12 protein-coding genes and 1 riboswitch are annotated in these 17,177 nt (G+C 46.1%); of the genes, 6 read left to right on the forward strand and 6 right to left on the reverse strand.

Translation table 11 applies throughout. The features are described from left to right. Window positions 1-5 precede the first annotated feature (5 nt). Complete coding sequence (locus ACHZCY_RS23195; RefSeq protein WP_205220716.1) at window positions 6-1,358, reverse strand: nitrogenase component 1; 1,353 nt, start codon at window positions 1,356-1,358, stop codon at window positions 6-8. Beyond that, a complete protein-coding gene (gene nifE / locus ACHZCY_RS23200) occupies window positions 1,355-2,713 on the reverse strand; it encodes a nitrogenase iron-molybdenum cofactor biosynthesis protein NifE (protein ID WP_319550566.1) in 1,359 nt (452 codons plus the stop codon). Before nifE ends, ACHZCY_RS23195 begins: the two co-directional genes overlap by 4 nt. Window positions 2,714-3,201: 488 nt before the next feature. On the opposite strand from nifE, the gene nifA reads away from it, so the two are divergent. Continuing rightward, window positions 3,202-4,818, forward strand: coding sequence for a nif-specific transcriptional activator NifA (gene nifA, locus ACHZCY_RS23205; RefSeq protein WP_205220714.1), 1,617 nt, complete (start codon window positions 3,202-3,204; stop codon window positions 4,816-4,818). Window positions 4,819-5,085: 267 nt separating this feature from the next. Here nifA and ACHZCY_RS23210 read toward each other — a convergent pair whose 3' ends face one another. Next, complete coding sequence (locus ACHZCY_RS23210) at window positions 5,086-6,225, reverse strand: LeuA family protein (protein WP_319550567.1); 1,140 nt, start codon at window positions 6,223-6,225, stop codon at window positions 5,086-5,088. Window positions 6,226-6,618: 393 nt separating this feature from the next. On the opposite strand from ACHZCY_RS23210, the gene ACHZCY_RS23215 reads away from it, so the two are divergent. The 5 genes from ACHZCY_RS23215 (at window position 6,619) to ACHZCY_RS23235 (ending at window position 11,929) form a co-directional block, all read left to right on the forward strand. Next, window positions 6,619-7,248, forward strand: a complete 630-nt coding sequence (locus tag ACHZCY_RS23215; RefSeq protein WP_205220712.1) for a LysE family translocator — start codon at window positions 6,619-6,621, stop codon at window positions 7,246-7,248. Between the two features lie 77 nt (window positions 7,249-7,325). Continuing rightward, a riboswitch (Fluoride riboswitch) is annotated at window positions 7,326-7,389 on the forward strand. A gap of 270 nt (window positions 7,390-7,659) precedes the next feature. Continuing rightward, window positions 7,660-8,112 carry a fluoride efflux transporter CrcB gene (gene crcB, locus ACHZCY_RS23220; protein WP_319550568.1) on the forward strand — a complete coding sequence of 151 codons (453 nt, stop codon included), beginning with the start codon at window positions 7,660-7,662 and terminating at the stop codon, window positions 8,110-8,112. A 61-nt stretch (window positions 8,113-8,173) separates the two neighbouring features. Further along, window positions 8,174-9,457, forward strand: a complete 1,284-nt coding sequence (locus tag ACHZCY_RS23225) for a DUF190 domain-containing protein (protein ID WP_319550569.1) — start codon at window positions 8,174-8,176, stop codon at window positions 9,455-9,457. Between the two features lie 52 nt (window positions 9,458-9,509). Beyond that, window positions 9,510-10,163 carry a PAQR family membrane homeostasis protein TrhA gene (trhA, locus tag ACHZCY_RS23230; protein ID WP_319550570.1) on the forward strand — a complete coding sequence of 218 codons (654 nt, stop codon included), beginning with the start codon at window positions 9,510-9,512 and terminating at the stop codon, window positions 10,161-10,163. A gap of 713 nt (window positions 10,164-10,876) precedes the next feature. Continuing rightward, the gene (locus ACHZCY_RS23235; RefSeq protein WP_319550571.1) at window positions 10,877-11,929 is read left to right on the forward strand and encodes a phospholipase A; all 1,053 of its coding nucleotides are present in this window, start codon (window positions 10,877-10,879) and stop codon (window positions 11,927-11,929) included. A gap of 87 nt (window positions 11,930-12,016) precedes the next feature. On the opposite strand, the gene ACHZCY_RS23240 is transcribed toward ACHZCY_RS23235, so the two are convergent. The 3 genes from ACHZCY_RS23240 to ACHZCY_RS23250 all read right to left on the reverse strand — a co-directional run bounded on the left by ACHZCY_RS23240 (window position 12,017) and on the right by ACHZCY_RS23250 (window position 16,989). Then, window positions 12,017-12,907: a 5'-nucleotidase, lipoprotein e(P4) family gene (locus ACHZCY_RS23240; protein WP_319550572.1), complete on the reverse strand. Its 891-nt coding sequence runs from the start codon at window positions 12,905-12,907 to the stop codon at window positions 12,017-12,019. 474 nt (window positions 12,908-13,381) lie between these two features. Then, the gene (locus tag ACHZCY_RS23245) at window positions 13,382-15,007 is read right to left on the reverse strand and encodes a L,D-transpeptidase family protein (RefSeq protein ID WP_319550573.1); all 1,626 of its coding nucleotides are present in this window, start codon (window positions 15,005-15,007) and stop codon (window positions 13,382-13,384) included. A gap of 290 nt (window positions 15,008-15,297) precedes the next feature. Next, entirely contained in the window at window positions 15,298-16,989 is a 1,692-nt protein-coding gene (locus ACHZCY_RS23250; RefSeq protein WP_319550574.1) for an aspartate:alanine exchanger family transporter, read from the reverse strand. Window positions 16,990-17,177 lie beyond the last annotated feature (188 nt).

Genomic DNA, 17,177 nt, shown 5'->3' on the forward strand with positions numbered 1-17,177 from the left:
ACCTTTTACATGTAGCTATAGCCTACAGGTGAATCGCTTTGTTTTTTTGCAATAATGGTGTTGGTGATGGTGTCAAACAGACTCTGGGCACCGTGATAGCCAAGGTGGAGAATACGCTGACCGCCCACCCGGTCATGGACCGGAAATCCTACTCTGATAATTGGGATTTCAAATTTTCTGGCAAAGGCATATCCTTTGGAATGGCCTATGACTAAATCAATATCCAGCTCAGCGGCCTCGGACTCGATATCGTAAAAATCCACATTGTCCTTTACGATCGGCATCTCGCAGTCCATGCCTTCCATCACTTTCTCTATGGCTTTTTTCATCTTTTTACTGTTTCCGCCCGAGGCACAGAGTACCGGCTTGATTCCTATTTCTGCTAGAAATGAGGTCAGTCCAACTACCAGATCTTCTTCGCCAAAGACAACCGCACGTTTGCCAAAGATGTATTTGTGCCCGTCAACCATGCTGTCAATCAGCCGACCACGGGCAGAACTGTATTTTGTTGGGATCGTTTTGCCGCTTATGGTGGTAAGTGTCTCGAAAAATGCATCGGTCTCTCTGATGCCTATGGGTAAGCCGAGCTGGTACAATTTGGTTGAAAAACGTTCTTCCAGCACCTTTCCTGCTGTCCTGCCAGGTAAAGTCGCTCCCAGCTCAATGGTTGCTTTTGCCCCACCCATTTGTTTGATCTCTACCAGCGGAGTTCCGCCTTTGGGCATCAGCGGATATTCATTGAGGGCTTGCCCGTCCAGGGTTTCTGAGTAATCGGGCATGAGTGTGATCGGCATTTCCCAATCTTCGCAAATTTCTTTGAGATGCCTGATGTCCGCCGTTGAGATAAACCCACTGAATAGGTTTGTTTTGTCGTGCATGGCGGTGGGCATGGTGAGCTGGTCAACGATAGCAGTGGTAGCTGCATGGAATCCTTCCATGTGGGTGCCTGCATAGCTTGGCGTGGAAACTGTTACCACCGCAGGCGAATCGTCTGTTCCGAATTCTTCATGATATTCGTGAAGGATCATCGGCACATTGTCGCCGATGGTTTCGGTGAGACAGGTAGTGGCTACTCCGATTAACTCTGGTGTGTATTTGGACGTTACGTTTTTCAGGCCGAGTTTCAGGTTAGCTGCTCCGCCATACACTGCGTGTTTTTCTCCCAGGGACGAGGATGCGATATCAATTGGTTCGTTGAAGTGGCTGATGATGTAGCGACGCATGTAGGTCGCGCACCCCTGAGATCCATGGAGAAAAGGGACGCAACCTTCTATGCCTCGAAAAGCCAGGGAGGCTCCTAGAGGTTTACAGAGTTTACAGGCATTGGTGGTTGAAGTGTAATTAGGCATTTTGCTCATGACGCACTCTCCTCTGCTCGGCGGGGGACAAATTTCCAGACCGGGCTCATGACCGATCCATAGACTTCACGGACAAAGTTGAGCATACCTTCGAAGCCGGCCAGCATTTCTTTTCTTTCATGGTTATGGTCACAAAAAGCGACTCCCAGCTTATAAGCAATGGGGCGTTCTTTGACCCCGCCCACAAACAGATCCACATCCTTTTCTTTTATAAAGGCGGAGAGTTCCAGTGGGTTGGAATCGTCGACAATGATCGTACCCTCGTCGGTGATCTGTTCAAGTTCATCGTAATCCTGCTTGGTCCCTGTCTGGGAACCGACCATGACCACATCCATGCCGACCAGTCGGAAAGCCTTGACCAGGGAAAAGGCCTTGAAAGCACCGCCAACATAGATGGCGGCCTTCTTTCCCTTAAGTGCCTTTTTGTATCGGTTGAGTTCCGGCAGTAGTTTTTCAAGTTCGCTTCGTACTACTTCCACTGCCTTTTCCATGAGCTCTGGGTCCTTGAAATACCTGGCTACCTCGTAAAGCGCTTCCGCCATATCTTCGACGCCGAAATAAGAAACGCGAATTGACGGAATGTTGTAGCGCTCCTCCATCATGTTGGCGAGTTCCATGGTTGCTCCGGAACATTGCACCACATTAAGTGCTGCTCCATGTGAACGTTGAATATCTGCGACCCGACCATCGCCGGTGATATTGGCAACTACTTCAACGCCGATTCGCTCGAAATATTCACGGATCAGCCAGATTTCCCCAGCCAGGTTGAAGTCGCCCAGGATATTAATGGAATATTTGGAGATACCGCTAATGTTACCTGTGCCGACCAGGCGACCCATGGCATCGCAAGCTGCCTCGTATCCGGCACGCTTGTTGCCTTTAAAGCCTTCAGACTGAACCGGCAGCACAGGGATGCCCTTGTCGGCGGCAGCCTTGCTGCATACTGCTTCCAGGTCATCACCGATCAAGCCGACGATACAGGTCGAGTAGACAAAGGCGGCTGCCGGCTTGTGGCGGTCGATGAGCTCGTCAAGGGCGGCTGCAAGTTTTTTTTCGCCACCAAAAATGACGTCCATCTCTTGGAGGTCGGTTGAAAATGAGAGACGGTGCAGCTCTGGACCGGAGGAAAGGGCACCTCGAATGTCCCAGGTGTACACTGCACATCCGATAGGGCCATGGACAAGGTGTATAGCATCGGCAATAGGGTAGAGTACAACCCGCGATCCGCAAAATACACAAGCCCTCTGGCTGACAGCGCCGGCAAGGCTGTCTTTGTCGCAGTCAATAGTAAAAGGCGCAGTTCCTTTCCGGTGGATCTGTCCTTGTCGTTCGTCAAGTACTTTTGCAGCTTTCATCGCTGATCACCCTTTTTGTAAATGAGTTGCATTACATGGTTTCCTTTTGACTAGCAAGCGTTGTGCCAAATAAATTAATTGTTAAAGTATAATGAATTCAATCTGATAGGGGCAATGGCCGATTCTTTTTTGAAATAGTTGGCAAGTAAGAGAAGTAGACATTGTGACACAAATGAAAAAAAGAATACATTTTTGAGATGTTTTGTTGGTGGTACGTTGATGTGTGTAACGTTTTAAGTGAGAGCTTCGATTAGATTGATATGCTTTGTCACAAAATGACGATGAGGGGAAAAGTTGATAGAGGTAATCAAAGATTTTTCATTATTGTGCAAAAATGTGTGAGCCTATGCCGCTTTTATGGTGATGCTTATTGTGAAATGTATGTTGTTTCAGTGTGTTGGGTTCTTCGTTGTGCTGGTGGAATAAAAATTGCTATAATTTCGGTGGTGTGGATTTATTTTTTGAAATTTCAGGCAAAGGTGTAGGTCATGACAACCGAAAGATATACTTCAGATTCTCTTCCGACCGATAGTGCCACGGCAAGGCTGGAGGTCGAAGCCTTTTACAAAATAGCCAATCTTATTAGTGAAGTTGTTCATTTGGATTCAACCCTTTCTGCAGTGCTGCAGGTTCTGCATGATACCTTGAGAATGGAAAGGGCGACTCTGCTTCTTTTGGATGAAGGTGGCAAGAATTTGATTATCAGAGCCTCGTACGGGTTGTCTGTCAAAGAAGAGCAGCGCGGTGTGTATAAAATTGATGAAGGTGTTGTGGGGCAGGTGTTTAAAAGTGGGTCTCCGTTTATTGTTCCGGATATCAACAGTGAACCTCTCTTTCTCAATCGGACCGGCTCGCGTAAGCCGATTAAGAAGTCGACCATTTCCTTTATCGGGGTCCCTGTTGTGCTTCAGGGAGTGGTCGTTGGTGTGCTGAGTGTGGATCGACTTTTCAGTTCGGAAATTTCATTTGAAGAGGACGTCCGGTTTTTAACTGTTTTGTCTACCTTGATTGCCCAGTTTCTTAATTTGCAACAGGTCGTCAAGAATGAGCGCGCCGAACTTGTTGAAGAAAACAAAAACTTAAAAGCAGAGCTTCATGGAAAGTTCAGCAGGCATTTTATTATTGGGCATTCAAAGCCGATGCAGGAGGTGTTTTGGGTTATAGAGAAGGTTGCTAAAAGTGCAGCTACCGTTCTTATGACCGGCGAATCAGGTACGGGAAAGGAGCTTGTGGCTCGAGCTATTCATGAGTCAAGTAAGAGGAAGCAGCAGCCTTTTATTAAGGTGAACTGTGCAGCCATTCCGGAAAATTTGCTTGAAAGCGAGCTTTTTGGTCACGAAAAGGGAGCATTTACCGACGCGATTGTTTCTAAGCCCGGAAAGTTTGAGATTGCTGACAAGGGGACCCTGTTTTTGGATGAGATAGGGGAGTTGCCCCTCGGCCTTCAGGCGAAAATATTGAGGGTGCTCCAGGAAAAACAGTTTGAACGTGTTGGCGGTAATCGTACCATGAGTGCAAATGTTCGAATCCTTGCGGCAACCAATGTTGACCTGGAAGAGGCTGCAAAAAAGAAACTTTTTCGTATTGATTTGTTTTATCGGCTCAACGTTGTGCCGATTGTTCTTCCGCCTCTTCGTGAGCGAAAAGAGGATATCCCGCTCCTGCTGGAGTATTTTCTCAAGGCTAGTAACAAGAGGAATGACAAGAACATGAGGATGAGCCAGGAGTTTCTTGATTTTATGATAGATTACTATTGGCCTGGTAATGTAAGGGAGCTGCAGAACTTGGTCGAGCGAATGGTTATTCTTGCTGATGGGAACATCCTCAGGGTGTCGGATCTCCCGGAGTCAATTCGTTTTGCAGAGTTAGATCAGGTGTCTGCTGAGACTGCAAGACAACCTGAAACCGCTCCTGATCTTTTTCAAAATCAAACGTATAAAGATCTTTCTCCCCGTTCTTTGGAAGAAATTGAAAAGCAGGAGGTGGAGAAAGCCTTGAGGCGGCATGGGTGGGTTCAGGCAAGAGCTGCCAGGGAGCTGGGGCTTACCCAGCGACAGATAGGGTATAAAGTAAAGAAATACGGTCTTTCTCGACCCACGTTTTAGCCTGAATTTCTTGTCATTTCAGGCGGCGTCAGGTTCAAAATTTTGGGTAATGAGTAGGTAAGCGTAGACTCCGGGTAAGCGTAGGCTCCGGGTAAGTGTAGACTCCGATAGTGACCTGTGCTCATTACCAAGGTGCTGAAGAAAATTATGCCGGATGGACTGGTCTCAGGTGAATATTGGTAAGCTTGTAACCGCCTTTGAGCTTGCCTTGTATAAAGAAATTGTTTGCAATTAAGAAGTTAGCGCAATGCTTGTGAGCAATCCGGTCTAGGCTGAGTGTAATCGTTGTTGGGCAAGACGGATAAGTTCATTCTCAACCAAAGGCTTTGCTCCGGATTTGGCAAGAGATCTGATTTTTTGGACAAGATCTTCCGCCTGTTCGCTGGAAAAGGTCATGCCTGCCGAGCGTAATGTATGTTGGATGGCCCTTTTTCCAGTTTTACTACCAAAGAGAAGTGTCCTGTCGCGTCCCAGCTTGAGTGGGTCATACGGCTCATATGTTTTCGGATTTACCGCCAAACCGTGTACGTGCAGTCCTGATTCGCAAGTGAATATTTCTTTTCCTATGACCGGATGGTGAGGATGGATATATGTCTGCGCTGCTGCTGCAACAGTATCGCAAAGCGTTTTCAGGTTGTCGGCCTGGTAGCGCCTCATTTCTTTTTGCAGAGACAAAAAACCTACAATTTCTTCGAGTCGGCAATTACCGGTTCGTTCGCCAAGCCCTAGAACTGTTGCGTCAATCCACTGTGCTCCTGCTTCCAGTGCAGCTATGGCATTGGCTGTGGCCATGCCGAAGTCGTTATGGGTGTGGACTCCAACTTCAAGCGATGTTGCCTCTGTTACTCTGTTTACCAGTGCTGTTATACTTCCGGGAGATCCGATCCCTATTGTATCGGCAAGACGTAATCGTGATGCGCCTGAACTGTTGATAAGTTGAGCGACGCGAACAAGGAATTCAGGCTCAGCTCTGGTTGCATCTTCAAGCCCGACAGATACTTTTTCGAAGCCCAGCTCAAGAGCTTTTGTGATGGAGCGGTCGAGTTTCTCTAGTACCCATGAACGAGTATGAGCAAGTTTTTCCCTGATCAGTATATCTGAAACAGGTATGGAAAGTGAGAGTGTGTCAGGTTTGCATTGGCCGGCAAAGTGTATATCTTCCTCGTTGCATCGCGACCAAAGGGCAATCTTCACTTTTCTTTTTGCTATTTGTAAGGCGTCCGGCACAAGGGTTAGTAGTTCTGGTGACCTGGGCGTGGCAACGCCCAGTTCAATTTCTTCGACACCAAGTGCGGTGAGCTTCTCTATTATATCGAGTTTCTGGTGATGCTCAAAGAATACTCCGGCACGCTGTTCTCCTTCTCTTAATGTAGAATCAACAATACCCTTCAGGGAAAAATCCGACATGATTACTAACCTCTTTTTATTAGAACGTCGCTCGATTGGATGCGATTGTCTGTTGTGGTGCCTTAAGTGATGCAAAAAACGTGCGCTGGAAAACCATAAATAAACGTGTTTTTGATGGAGGAATAGTTCGTTTATGTGAAGATATGGAAAATAGTGTTACGGAAATGTAATGTTTTGCAGATATGTACTCTTTGTCGGTGGGCTGTTCTGTTGTGGACATCCTCTTGGTGTGCTCAATAGAACACGCATTTTGACGCGATAAAGTTCGGGAGGTATGGTAGGAGTATTTTACATGTTATCAACCCAGTGAGTTGCACTGCCGCTTAGGTGTAATAAAAAAAGACTCTTCAACAGTTAGTTTGGATATGTACTCTATGGCCTTGGAGTAAAAGTATGGAATTTTCACATGGACTTTTTGTTATCACGATCGTACATCTTTTGGCTGCCGCCTCTCCAGGTCCTGACTTTGTGATGGTATCGCAACAGTCCCTTTCAAACGGGAGAAGTTCCGGTATCTTATGTAGCCTGGGCATAGCCTGCGGGCTGTCTGTGCATATTATCTATTCCGCTTTAGGGCTTGCCGCTGTTATTGCGAATTCCGTATCACTGCTGTTTGTCATTAAACTGCTTGGCGGGAGTTATTTAATGTATCTTGGTATTAAGGGGATACGATCACAACCCAAGGTGCTTGAGCAGGGTGAAGGGAGCCGCATTATATATCGTTCTCCACTGAAAACCGTGGGCAAAGGTTTTCTGTGCAATGTTTTAAACCCCAAGGCACCGATCTATTTTGTCTCTCTTTTTACGATTGTACTTTCTCCGGATATACCGCTCCGGTTTTTGGCTATCTATGGTGTGTGGATCATGTTACTTCAATTTTTGTGGTTTTCTCTGGTTGCTCTGCTTCTCTCAAGCCCTCCGGTTTCGAGGCGTTTTAATAAATGTGGGCACTACGTAGACCGTGTTTTTGGTGGAGCAATGGTCGCCCTGGGGTTGAAAGTGATTACATCGCAAACGAGCTGATCCTGAAATGAACGCCTGCTACATTAACTATTTTTTTTTATTGACTTTACTCGGTAGCGTACTAGTCTTTTGACTGTAAATCCGTAGGGGATGGAGTTCCCCGTATAACTGCCGTAATCGGCTGATGACTCCTACTGGAAGAACTCTCTGGTGGGGGGAATCCGTTCAAAGTTTTCAAGCTCCTGCCGGATAATAATTTGGCTGGGGCTTTTTTGTTTGCAAGTGACAAAAGTGGGTAAATGTATCAGGCATATTTTTGTTGGCCTCGCCAAGGTATAATGAGAAAATAGCTATGCTTTCAGCTGGGAATGGCAAAGGTTGCAGAGAAGGTCACGATCCAGAGATTTTGCTGAGCTATTTGCCCGGTTTTCCCTTGAAGGAAAGGGTAGTTGTGGAGTGGTTAAAAAGGATATGGAAAGTTTAGCTCAAATAATAATCCAGTTAAAAGGTGCCTTGTCGGATAGTCTTTTTTTTATAGGCCCGGTAGTGAAAAAAATTGCCCTGGTAATGTGTGGGGGCAGTCTGGGGGCGGCAAGTCGCTACGGTATCAGTTTGCTCTCGGTGAGGATTTGGGGTACCGGTTTTCCATGGGGTACCCTGATTGTCAATTTGATTGGCTGTTTTTTAATCGGGGTGCTGTTTACCCTTGCTGCCAGGGCCAGATTATTAACTCCAGATATGCGATTATTACTCATCACCGGATACATGGGGGCTTTAACTACATTTTCGACCTTTGCTCTGGAAACCGTCAGCGCCGGTCGCGCAGGAATGGTACTTCAGTCCCTGGTCAATGTATTGGCTAACAATGTCGGTGGTCTTGCCTGCACTTTTCTGGGTATATGGGTGGCTAGTCTCATCAGGTAGTGTTCTTTCCGAGAGGTATCATTTTTCGGACAGACGCCGGATAGTTATAGAGGATCAAGCAATGTTGAAATATAAAGCGGTCGAAATTTTCACCAATGAAGAGGCACGATACCGGAATAAACCGGTTGCGGATGCTGCCATGCAGTATATTCGAAAGTTGAAAATAGCTGCGCGTTGTACGGTCAGTCGAGGGGTTGCCGGTTGTTCTGAAAGTGGAGAGATAACGACTGATAGGCTGGAAGTGCTTTCTGTAAGTATGCCGATTAGAATTTATATTATCTTCCCTGCCGCAGAGATGGAGCGGGTGCTGGATGGTTTGGAGCCTATGGTCAATGATGGGATCATGGTGCTGCACGATCTTGATGTTGTCTGTCACCGGGTGCGCAATGCCTTTTTTCCGCGTCAGCTGAAGGTCCGCGATGTAATGACAGCAGATGTTGCAAGTATTACCACGACCACCCGGCTAAGTGATGTGGTGCAACTGCTGTTGCCGTCTATCTTTAACGGTGTGCCGGTTCTGGATCCAAAAGGTCGCCCTGTCGGCATGGTTACCCAGGGCGATTTGATCAGGAAAGGTGGGCTGTCGCTCAGATTGGGACTGTTGACAGAGTGCGATGAGCAGTGTCGAAAAGAGGTTCTTAACCCGATGTCTACCCGGCAAGCCGAGGAGATCATGACAAGACCAGTTACTTTCATCGCTGAAAGCAAACCGCTGGCAGAGGCTGTGGATTTGATGTTGCGCGTAGGAGTGAAGCGTTTACCGGTAGTCGATGAGCAAGGGAAACTCTCGGGAATGCTGTCGCGACTGGATATTTTTAATACGGTCATGCGCGAAACTCCTGATTGGAAAGCCTTTGCTGAGCAGAAAGTGGAAGTGGGAGATTTAAAGCGGGTGGGAGATATCCTGCGTCGGGATACCCATACTGTTTCTCCTGAAACAACCTTGGACGAGGTTATGCGCATCATTGACAGCGATGACATGCAAGGGGTAGCTGTGGTTGACCCGCAAGGCAAATTGCTGGGGCTGATTGCTGATCAGGACTTGCTTGGTTATTTTCAATCCGGGCAGGAAGGATTCTGGCAACGTTTGGCAAAAGGAATACATTCCACTCAACATAATATTTGTCATGGAGACCTGCAACAGTGCTTGCTTGAAACGACTGTCGGCAAGGTTATGCAAACGGATTTTGTAGCGGTCCGTGAAGATATGTTGATCGAAAACGCTATCAGCCAGATGGTGGAAAAGGGAATCAAGCGCTTGCCGGTGGTTGATGAGGCGGGCTGTTTTCAAGGGATGATCAGCCGGGATTCATTGCTCCGCACAGGCTTTAATGCTGCCATGTAGTTATGGCGATATACGCGACAGAGGAAAAATGTAATTGAGTTAAGGTGATTTTATGAAAATTCTTGCCTCAGAAAAAATTGCTGCTTACTCCCATTGTGCAACAATTCCAATTATAGCAATCGGTTCTCTTGCGCTGGTTATACTGGCAAAGGGAGATCTTTCGATCCAGCTTGTCTCTATTATCTATGGATTGTCAGGTATTTTTCTTTTTAGTGCGAGTTTTTTGTACCACTCGAAAAAACAAATGGAAAATGACAAAACAATCTGGAGAAAGCTTGATCACACGGCCATTTTTTTTCTCATCGCTGGAACTTACACTCCTCTCTGTTTCCTTTATCTTGAGGGAAAAATGAAGTGGGGCATTCTTATTGCTCAGTGGTCGCTGGTGATGCTGGGAACGCTTTTTAAATTCCTGTTTATCAATGCGCCAAGAGTGTTCGGGACCATTGTTTATCTCGTTATGGGGTGGCTCGTATTGGTTCCGATGGTGAGCCTGGTGGAAAACATGCCAAGGGTTGCCCTTATTTTCTTGGTAGCAGGTGGGCTCTCGTATACAATCGGTGCGGTCATTTATGCCTGTAAGAGACCGAACCCGCGACCAGGTTTTTTTGGGTTTCATGAGATTTTCCATCTTTTTATTTCAGGCGGAGCAATTTTGCACCTTGTGATGCTCATTGATGGGGTGAAACATCATTTTCATTCTTGATTTACCTGTTGTTTACGACCAAAAAAATTGCTCCCACCTCCTGAACGATGGCTAAATGCTCTCTCTATTCGACCGCGGTAATCGATTGGTCGAGCAGGAATGTACAGGGGACCAAATTAGCCACCATCCTGGAAACCTGACATGCTGCCGACGGTTGAACCGGCAGTTTAATAGGAGTAGGGGTTCCACCTTAAAGGCAAATTATACTGTCCAAACAAATAGAACCACCTCTACCTCGTGAATAATTGTTTTTCCTTCCAACTTCTGCATTACAGGTAAAATTTGAATTTTAACCTCGAAGGTAAGCGCAGATTTCGATATTAACTCTATGCCGGAGGTACAATTTTGGATGTGCTGCGAATTTGAGCGGACTTTCTAATTTTTCAAGACGCCCTAAAATTTTAAGGTCTTCTTCAATGCGGAAAAAGATGAAGATGTGTTTGTTTTGGTTGACGGTTTAAAGAGAATATCTTGCTGCAGATAAAAAAAGTAGGATTCTGCATGAAAAAAGGCTAGAAATGGAGTGCGGTTGGCTCTGATTGCCTGGATCAGGCCTCATCGTTGATTTTTTATGGAGCGTATCATTGTTCATTGATGCTCTATTTATGGGAGATTTTTTTTGAACGATTTCGACGTTATTCTATAAAAAAAACAATAAGTTAGCAGGTTGAAAGGGATCATAATAATAATCATCGAATCAAAAAGGAGATGAAATGAGGGGGGAGATTAATCGAACAGGATTTTCTTGTCGGCAGGGCATTGTATGCCTTGGAATTATGCTCTTGCTCACTGCTGGCATACTCCAGCCGGGGAATGCTGTCGCAGATGACATGATGGATTGTATGAGTAAAAGCATGCAGTCGGCAGATCCGAACATGACCATTGGCGAACTTCGACTGCAGTGCGAGAAAGAAATTCAGGATGGAGGGGATGATAAGGTCCAAGAGGAAAAGCAGGTAGCTGTGGTCACCGATCGTGTTCACAAGGACCGCCAGCATGTGCTGCAGCCTTTCACTCTCATGGCACATAAACCAAACTATATACTTCTTGCCGCATACAATGCCAGCGGTTTCAATTCAGCCCCATGGAAAGAAACGTTTGGTGATCCAACGCTTGAAGACTGGGAAGACACAGAGGCCCAGTTTCAGCTCAGTGTCAAGTTTCCTCTGCTTGTTAATATGTGGGATGATACGTTTGATATTTATGCGGCCTATACCAATCGTTCTTTCTGGCAGATATACTACGAAGACTCTGCTCCCTTCCGTGAAACCAATCATGAACCTGAGGCCTGGGTACAGTTCCACCCTGATTGGGAATTATTCGGCTTTAAAAATACCTGGAATTCATTTGGCATCAATCATCAGTCCAATGGCCGTGGTGGATCGCTTTCCCGTAGCTGGAATCGCCTTTTTGCCTGGATTACGGTTGAGCGCGGCAACCTTGCCATGTCCTTTAAGCCGTGGTACCGAATTCCAGAAGATGATGACGACGATGATAATCCGGATATCACCGATTATCTCGGTCATTATGAACTCTCTGCCTCGTATAAGTGGGGAGAGCATGTATTCAGTGTGATGTCACGTAACAACCTGGAATCAGGCTTTGAGAAAGGTGCGGTTGAGCTCAGTTGGAGTTTTCCGCTCTGGGATTGGCCTTACTTGAAAGGATATGTGCAATACTTTAACGGTTACGGGCGTAGTCTTATTGATTACAATCAGCACTCCAATGTCATTGGTATTGGTTTTTCAGTAACAGACTGGCTGTAGGCAGCTAACCCATATTTTTTCGAAACATTTTTCAATAATGTAATGCATCAGGCAACCTGTCTTTGGTTCAGGTTGCCTGGTGATCCCCTAATACCCCTCTAGATACTGCGTTTTAGGTTCTTCTAAGACGTTCCACCACGATCCATATTTTGGATTTGGCAGCATGTACCAAACTTTGCCCCATTTTTTTTCATTCGCAGTAACCAGGTCTGCTCGTTGCTCAGAGGTGATATTCTTTTTTACATTTGGCAGGAAATCCCCTAAATCATCGCCAAACAGCATCATAATCCGATATTTTTTGGCCACAAGTTTCCTTCTACTTTCTTTTTCGGATAACCATCCTGTTTGTTCGTTTTTAAGCAAGATGTTAGCAGGCTTGATCCCCTCAATGCCAACGTTCTTCAAATTATTAATAGTGTCGGCTTTTTGTGGACACATATCCTTTGTGCCTGCACGCTCTTTACATGTACGATTTGTGATGTATATGATTTCTACACCGGCAGCGGTTGCATGATTAATGAAACTGACCGCCCCCGGCGTCGCTGTTGCCTGCTGCAGAGAAAGCCAATGGTCCCAGGTTTGAGGGTTGTATTCGGCATTTTCGACGATAATCTTGGCATGGTACTTCGTGTTGTCCAATACTGTTTCATCAACATCCAATACAACTGCCGGGGGTAATGATGCAGCCTGCTTGACCTGACCGGGGATTGCAGTCCATGCGGAATCCTTGACTGCTTTTTCTAGATTGTTAGTTGCTGTATTATACGTTTGAAGTGATGTTGCATGGAAGTTAGAGGACTGTTGCATCCAGAGTACGCTGTTAAAGCTGTTATGAACCAATGCCGTTGAGCTGCTGGCTGCTCGCTGGGAGCAACCAGTAGATAAAATTACTACTCCAACTATTACGATAAATTTCAGGAAAATTACTGCCATCAGTGGCGTTGAAGAATGGACAGAAAAACGTGGTGATTTTGGCATTGGCGCAAGGAGTGTTGACGTTTGTAAAAAGATATGGACAGATAAAACGTATCATATCCCTATAACTTGCTCTACAGGTATCTCGCAGGTGTGAGTTATCCGTAAACATATTAGTGTGTTAAGGCGTATGTGAAATTAACTCTATAGAGAAAGACATGCGAAAAAGGACTCTGATATGTGTTTGTACTGCGTTTTTTTATGACAAGTTGAGCCTGCCCAGAAGATGCTGTCGCATGGATTTCACCAGTGATGCGTAAGAGAGCAACAATAAAGCACGGATAATACATCATGAAGGACTTTCGTTTCACGGAACAGCATCGTCCACGATTCCCAGACATCCCGGAATGCGCTATTAATTGTCGCCTGGAACCATTCAACGATTCGGGAGGAACGGTCCCGTATATTTAGCATCTGTCCAATTGAAACAGATTGTTCTGCCAGCACCTCGCCAACAATCGCTACAGCTGCTTCATGCTATAACGATTGTGTAATTGGCCTTTTCAAGGCAGCAATCAAGGCAAGGTCACGACCATATATGTCTGGTACGAAACCAAGCCTCCCTTCTGTATCGGGTTGTACAGTCCAGTACATCAGAAAGACGTCAATCGGCCTTTTCAATGAAATATTAGTCAACTTTCCGCTGTTGACCGTTGCGTCAATTGTCCTCCTGTTCCAACCGTCCTGACCTTTGAGGAGCAATTCGGCAAACTTCAGGGGATCTTTTACCCGTATGCAGCCATGGCTAAATGCTCGTTGTGCTTTGACAAAAAGACTTTTGTGCGGAGTATCGTGCAGGTAAATAGCATGCTGGTTAGGGAACATGAACTTAACCCGACCAAGGGCGTTGTTTTCACCAGGCATCTGGACCAGGGTGTAGGGAAAGGAACGTTGCGTTAAAGTGTCCCAATTCAGACTTTCCGGATCGACCCGCCTACCGTCAGCACCAATTAATTGATAGTTGTTTCGAGTAAGATAGGAGGGATTTTGGCTGAAGCGGGGAAACATTTCCCTGATAATACTTCTCGGTGCGGTCCAGGTTGGGTTAAGGACCAGATAGGTCATCGTCGACTTGAAGATAGGGGTTTGGTTGCTGATCGTTCCGGTCATCACATCGGTGGACCACGTTACCTCATTATTTTTCCCTAACCACAGCCTGTAACCGGCTATGTTAACTAGAATAAATTCCGGTGAGATATCATTAACAACCCACCGGATGCGATCCATATTGACCCGAATTTGGTCTGCCCGATGAGAAAACGGTACATTCAACTCATTGAATGTTGTCTGCCCGACAATGCCATCTGCTTCCAGGCCATAACGTTGTTGAAATCGCTGTACACTTTTTTCCAATTGGTCATCAAAAAGGGTGGTATGTATATTACCGGCGGGAAACCCTAAAACCTGCAATCGCTTGCGTAATTGCGCAACAACAGTGTCCTCCATACCGATTTTCAATACTGTGTCCGCTAGTATTTCTACGAATTCTTCCTTTGCTGTAAGGTCGGAGAAAAAAGACAATCCCTGGCGGAGTTGCCTGTAAACCGGGAGATTTGGCTTTAACCTTTCAAAAGCACTGGTGATGGTCTTGTTGTCCACATGGGTATTGAGCGCGAGAACAATGTCTTCGTCTAAAAGTTCGACTCTGTTGTAATTCCATGTCTTTTCAAATCTTGCAGGTGAGATTTTTCCGTTAACCAGGTGAGCGGCATACAGCAAAACCCCATCTGTCAGTAGCACGTCCATCTCTGCCAACTTTCGAGCGTGTTGAGGACCTTTCACCTGTAATTGCTTGAGAAGACCTGTAAGGGCGATGTAATGGTAATCTTTTGGATACAGTCCTTCCTGGTCGCTGCTACCAAGCAAGGCAACAATGCTTTTTGCGTAATCAAGATCGCTCCATGCCGGTTCAAAATTCCGGCTTTGGTAAAAGAGGGAGAGGATACCTGTTGCTATGATAGGTTCTCCCTGGATGACAAGAGGTTCCCCAAGTACAAACGCATCGTGGAGTAATTCGATGGGGCCGCTTCCTTCTGCGGCCTGCAGATGAATGAAACTGAAAGGAAAAAAGAAAAGGAGCATAAAAAATATTTTTGTATTCATCGATCTGTTCAATATGTTGGTTGAAATGGGCAGGCTTCGAAGAAGCCTACAAAAGATGCAGGCGGTATTGATACGGATGTCAATTCAGCATGAGCATCATTTTCACGGGTCATTGTCAGTAAACTCAAAAAGTTGTATATGCTGAAAATGCAGGCTACCTGATACAATATCAATTCCACCTGAGTGGTATCTCATCAATGCAGCGTGAAAACAGGTTGCAAGAAGAGCAGGCGTTGAGGTCGTCGTGCCGATTGATTGTTGGATTGAGTTGTTTGCAGGGCAAGGGGTGCTTAAAAAAATAAGATCACGCTTCCGGCAATAGTAAGCAAAACATTGGCAAAGGCGTATGCCCCGGTATAGCCAAGAGATGGCATTGCGCTGTCGGCCTCTTTGGTGACGACACTGAGCGAAGCCCCACTGGTCATTGATCCACAGATGCCGCCAAACAGGAAAACCGGGTGAATTTTGAGTATTTTTCTGCCAAAAAAATAACCAACCAAAATAGGTATCGTCGTTACCATAACCCCTGCAATGATCAAAAGGGGGCCAGCTGCCATGAAGGTCTCTATGATATCGCCGCCTGCCCTGAGACCAACTCCAGCCATGAAAAGCAGCAATCCCAATTCCATTAGGATCCAGCGGGCTGCATCTGGAAGTCGGCCAAAAGTTGGGGAAACGCTCCGCAAGTAGCCAATGACCAACCCAGCTGAAAGAAGGCCCCCGGCAGACCCAAGCCCAATGGAGAGTTGGCCGACGTTAATGGCCAACAAGCCGATAAGGACGCCGAAGCAGATTCCAAAACAGAAAGTTACCATATCGGTTTCGGCAATCTCCTTTTCAACATGACCAAGTTTTTTTCCAAGTTTTTCGATGTTTTGGCTTGAGCCAACCACATTGAGGATATCGCCTTTTTTTATCTTCAGGGTAGGTGAGTGGGGCATTTCCATCCGCATGCGAACCACACTTTTAATCAGAACACCGTAGGTGGCAGGAATATTAAGATCCTCCGGAGACATGCCGATAATGTCTTTATTGATCACAACAATTTGAGCGGGTTGCATGTAGTCGCTCAGATTCACCGAAGGGTTGATCTCTTCACAGTAGGTTGCGAACTCGCTTAAGACATCTGTAAAATATCGGGTACCTGCTAATATGTATATCTCATCTCCCATCTGGAACTGATGGCCACCATCATAATCGCCACTGAGAAGCTTTCCATCCCTGACGACGCGGACGACTGCTGTTTTGTCCCAGAATCTCTCCTTAAGCTCATTTGCTGACAGAAGAGTTGCCTTTTCGTCTATCACCCTGAACGCCCGTGTGGAGTAATTTCGATCTATAGGCTCATCATTTTCAGAACTTTTGCTTTCCAAGGCTGTTGACTGTTTTTTTAAATCAATTCCCACGAGACCTGGCAAGAGTTTGATGATCGCAATCAACCCAGCAAGACCGAATATGTAGGTAATGGCGTAGCCGGTCGCAACGTTACCGATCATTTCATCTGCGGTTATCCCGCCAGGTGGGATGACCTGTCCGCTCCGGATGGCTTCCTGCGCAGCTGCCAGGGTGGGTGAGCTTGTCAGACCACCGGCGAGTAATCCAGCAGAGGTGCCTGGTGCCAGCGAGAGGAGCTTTGTCGCCAGCACGGCTACTGAAAATCCGGTGGCAGCGATAACCGCAGCAAGGGTGAAATACTTCAAGCCATCTGTTCGCAGTACATCAAAAAATCTCGGTCCTGCTTGGTAACCAACAGAGAAGATGAAGAGTGCGAAGCCGACAGATTGGGCTCCAGGGGTGATGCGAAAATCAAAATAGCCAAAAAACAAGCCTGCAAACAGAACCCCTGCTACAGGGCCAAGAGAAAAGCTACCAACTCGGATATTTCCAATGAGATATCCCAGGCCTAAAATAAAAAACAGCATCAACGTATGCTGTTGCTGCATAAGTTCGATCAAGCGCATAAAGAGGTTAAGATCTTCCACTGGTTCCTCGTTAGGTGCAGGTTATATGGGATGCTGTTTTTTGTCCCTTGTAAACATGTCAAAACTACACATTAACTGAAAATTATCAATATGTTTTAAAAAGTCATGCACCCTACCACATTTTTCTTTACTCACCGGTCGCAATGGGTTGAAAAAAACATGTGAACAAGAAGGCTCTCTAGGTTTGA

The sequence above is a fragment of the Desulfogranum marinum genome (assembly GCF_963675105.2).
Classification (GTDB): Bacteria; Desulfobacterota; Desulfobulbia; order Desulfobulbales; family Desulfobulbaceae; genus Desulfogranum; species Desulfogranum marinum.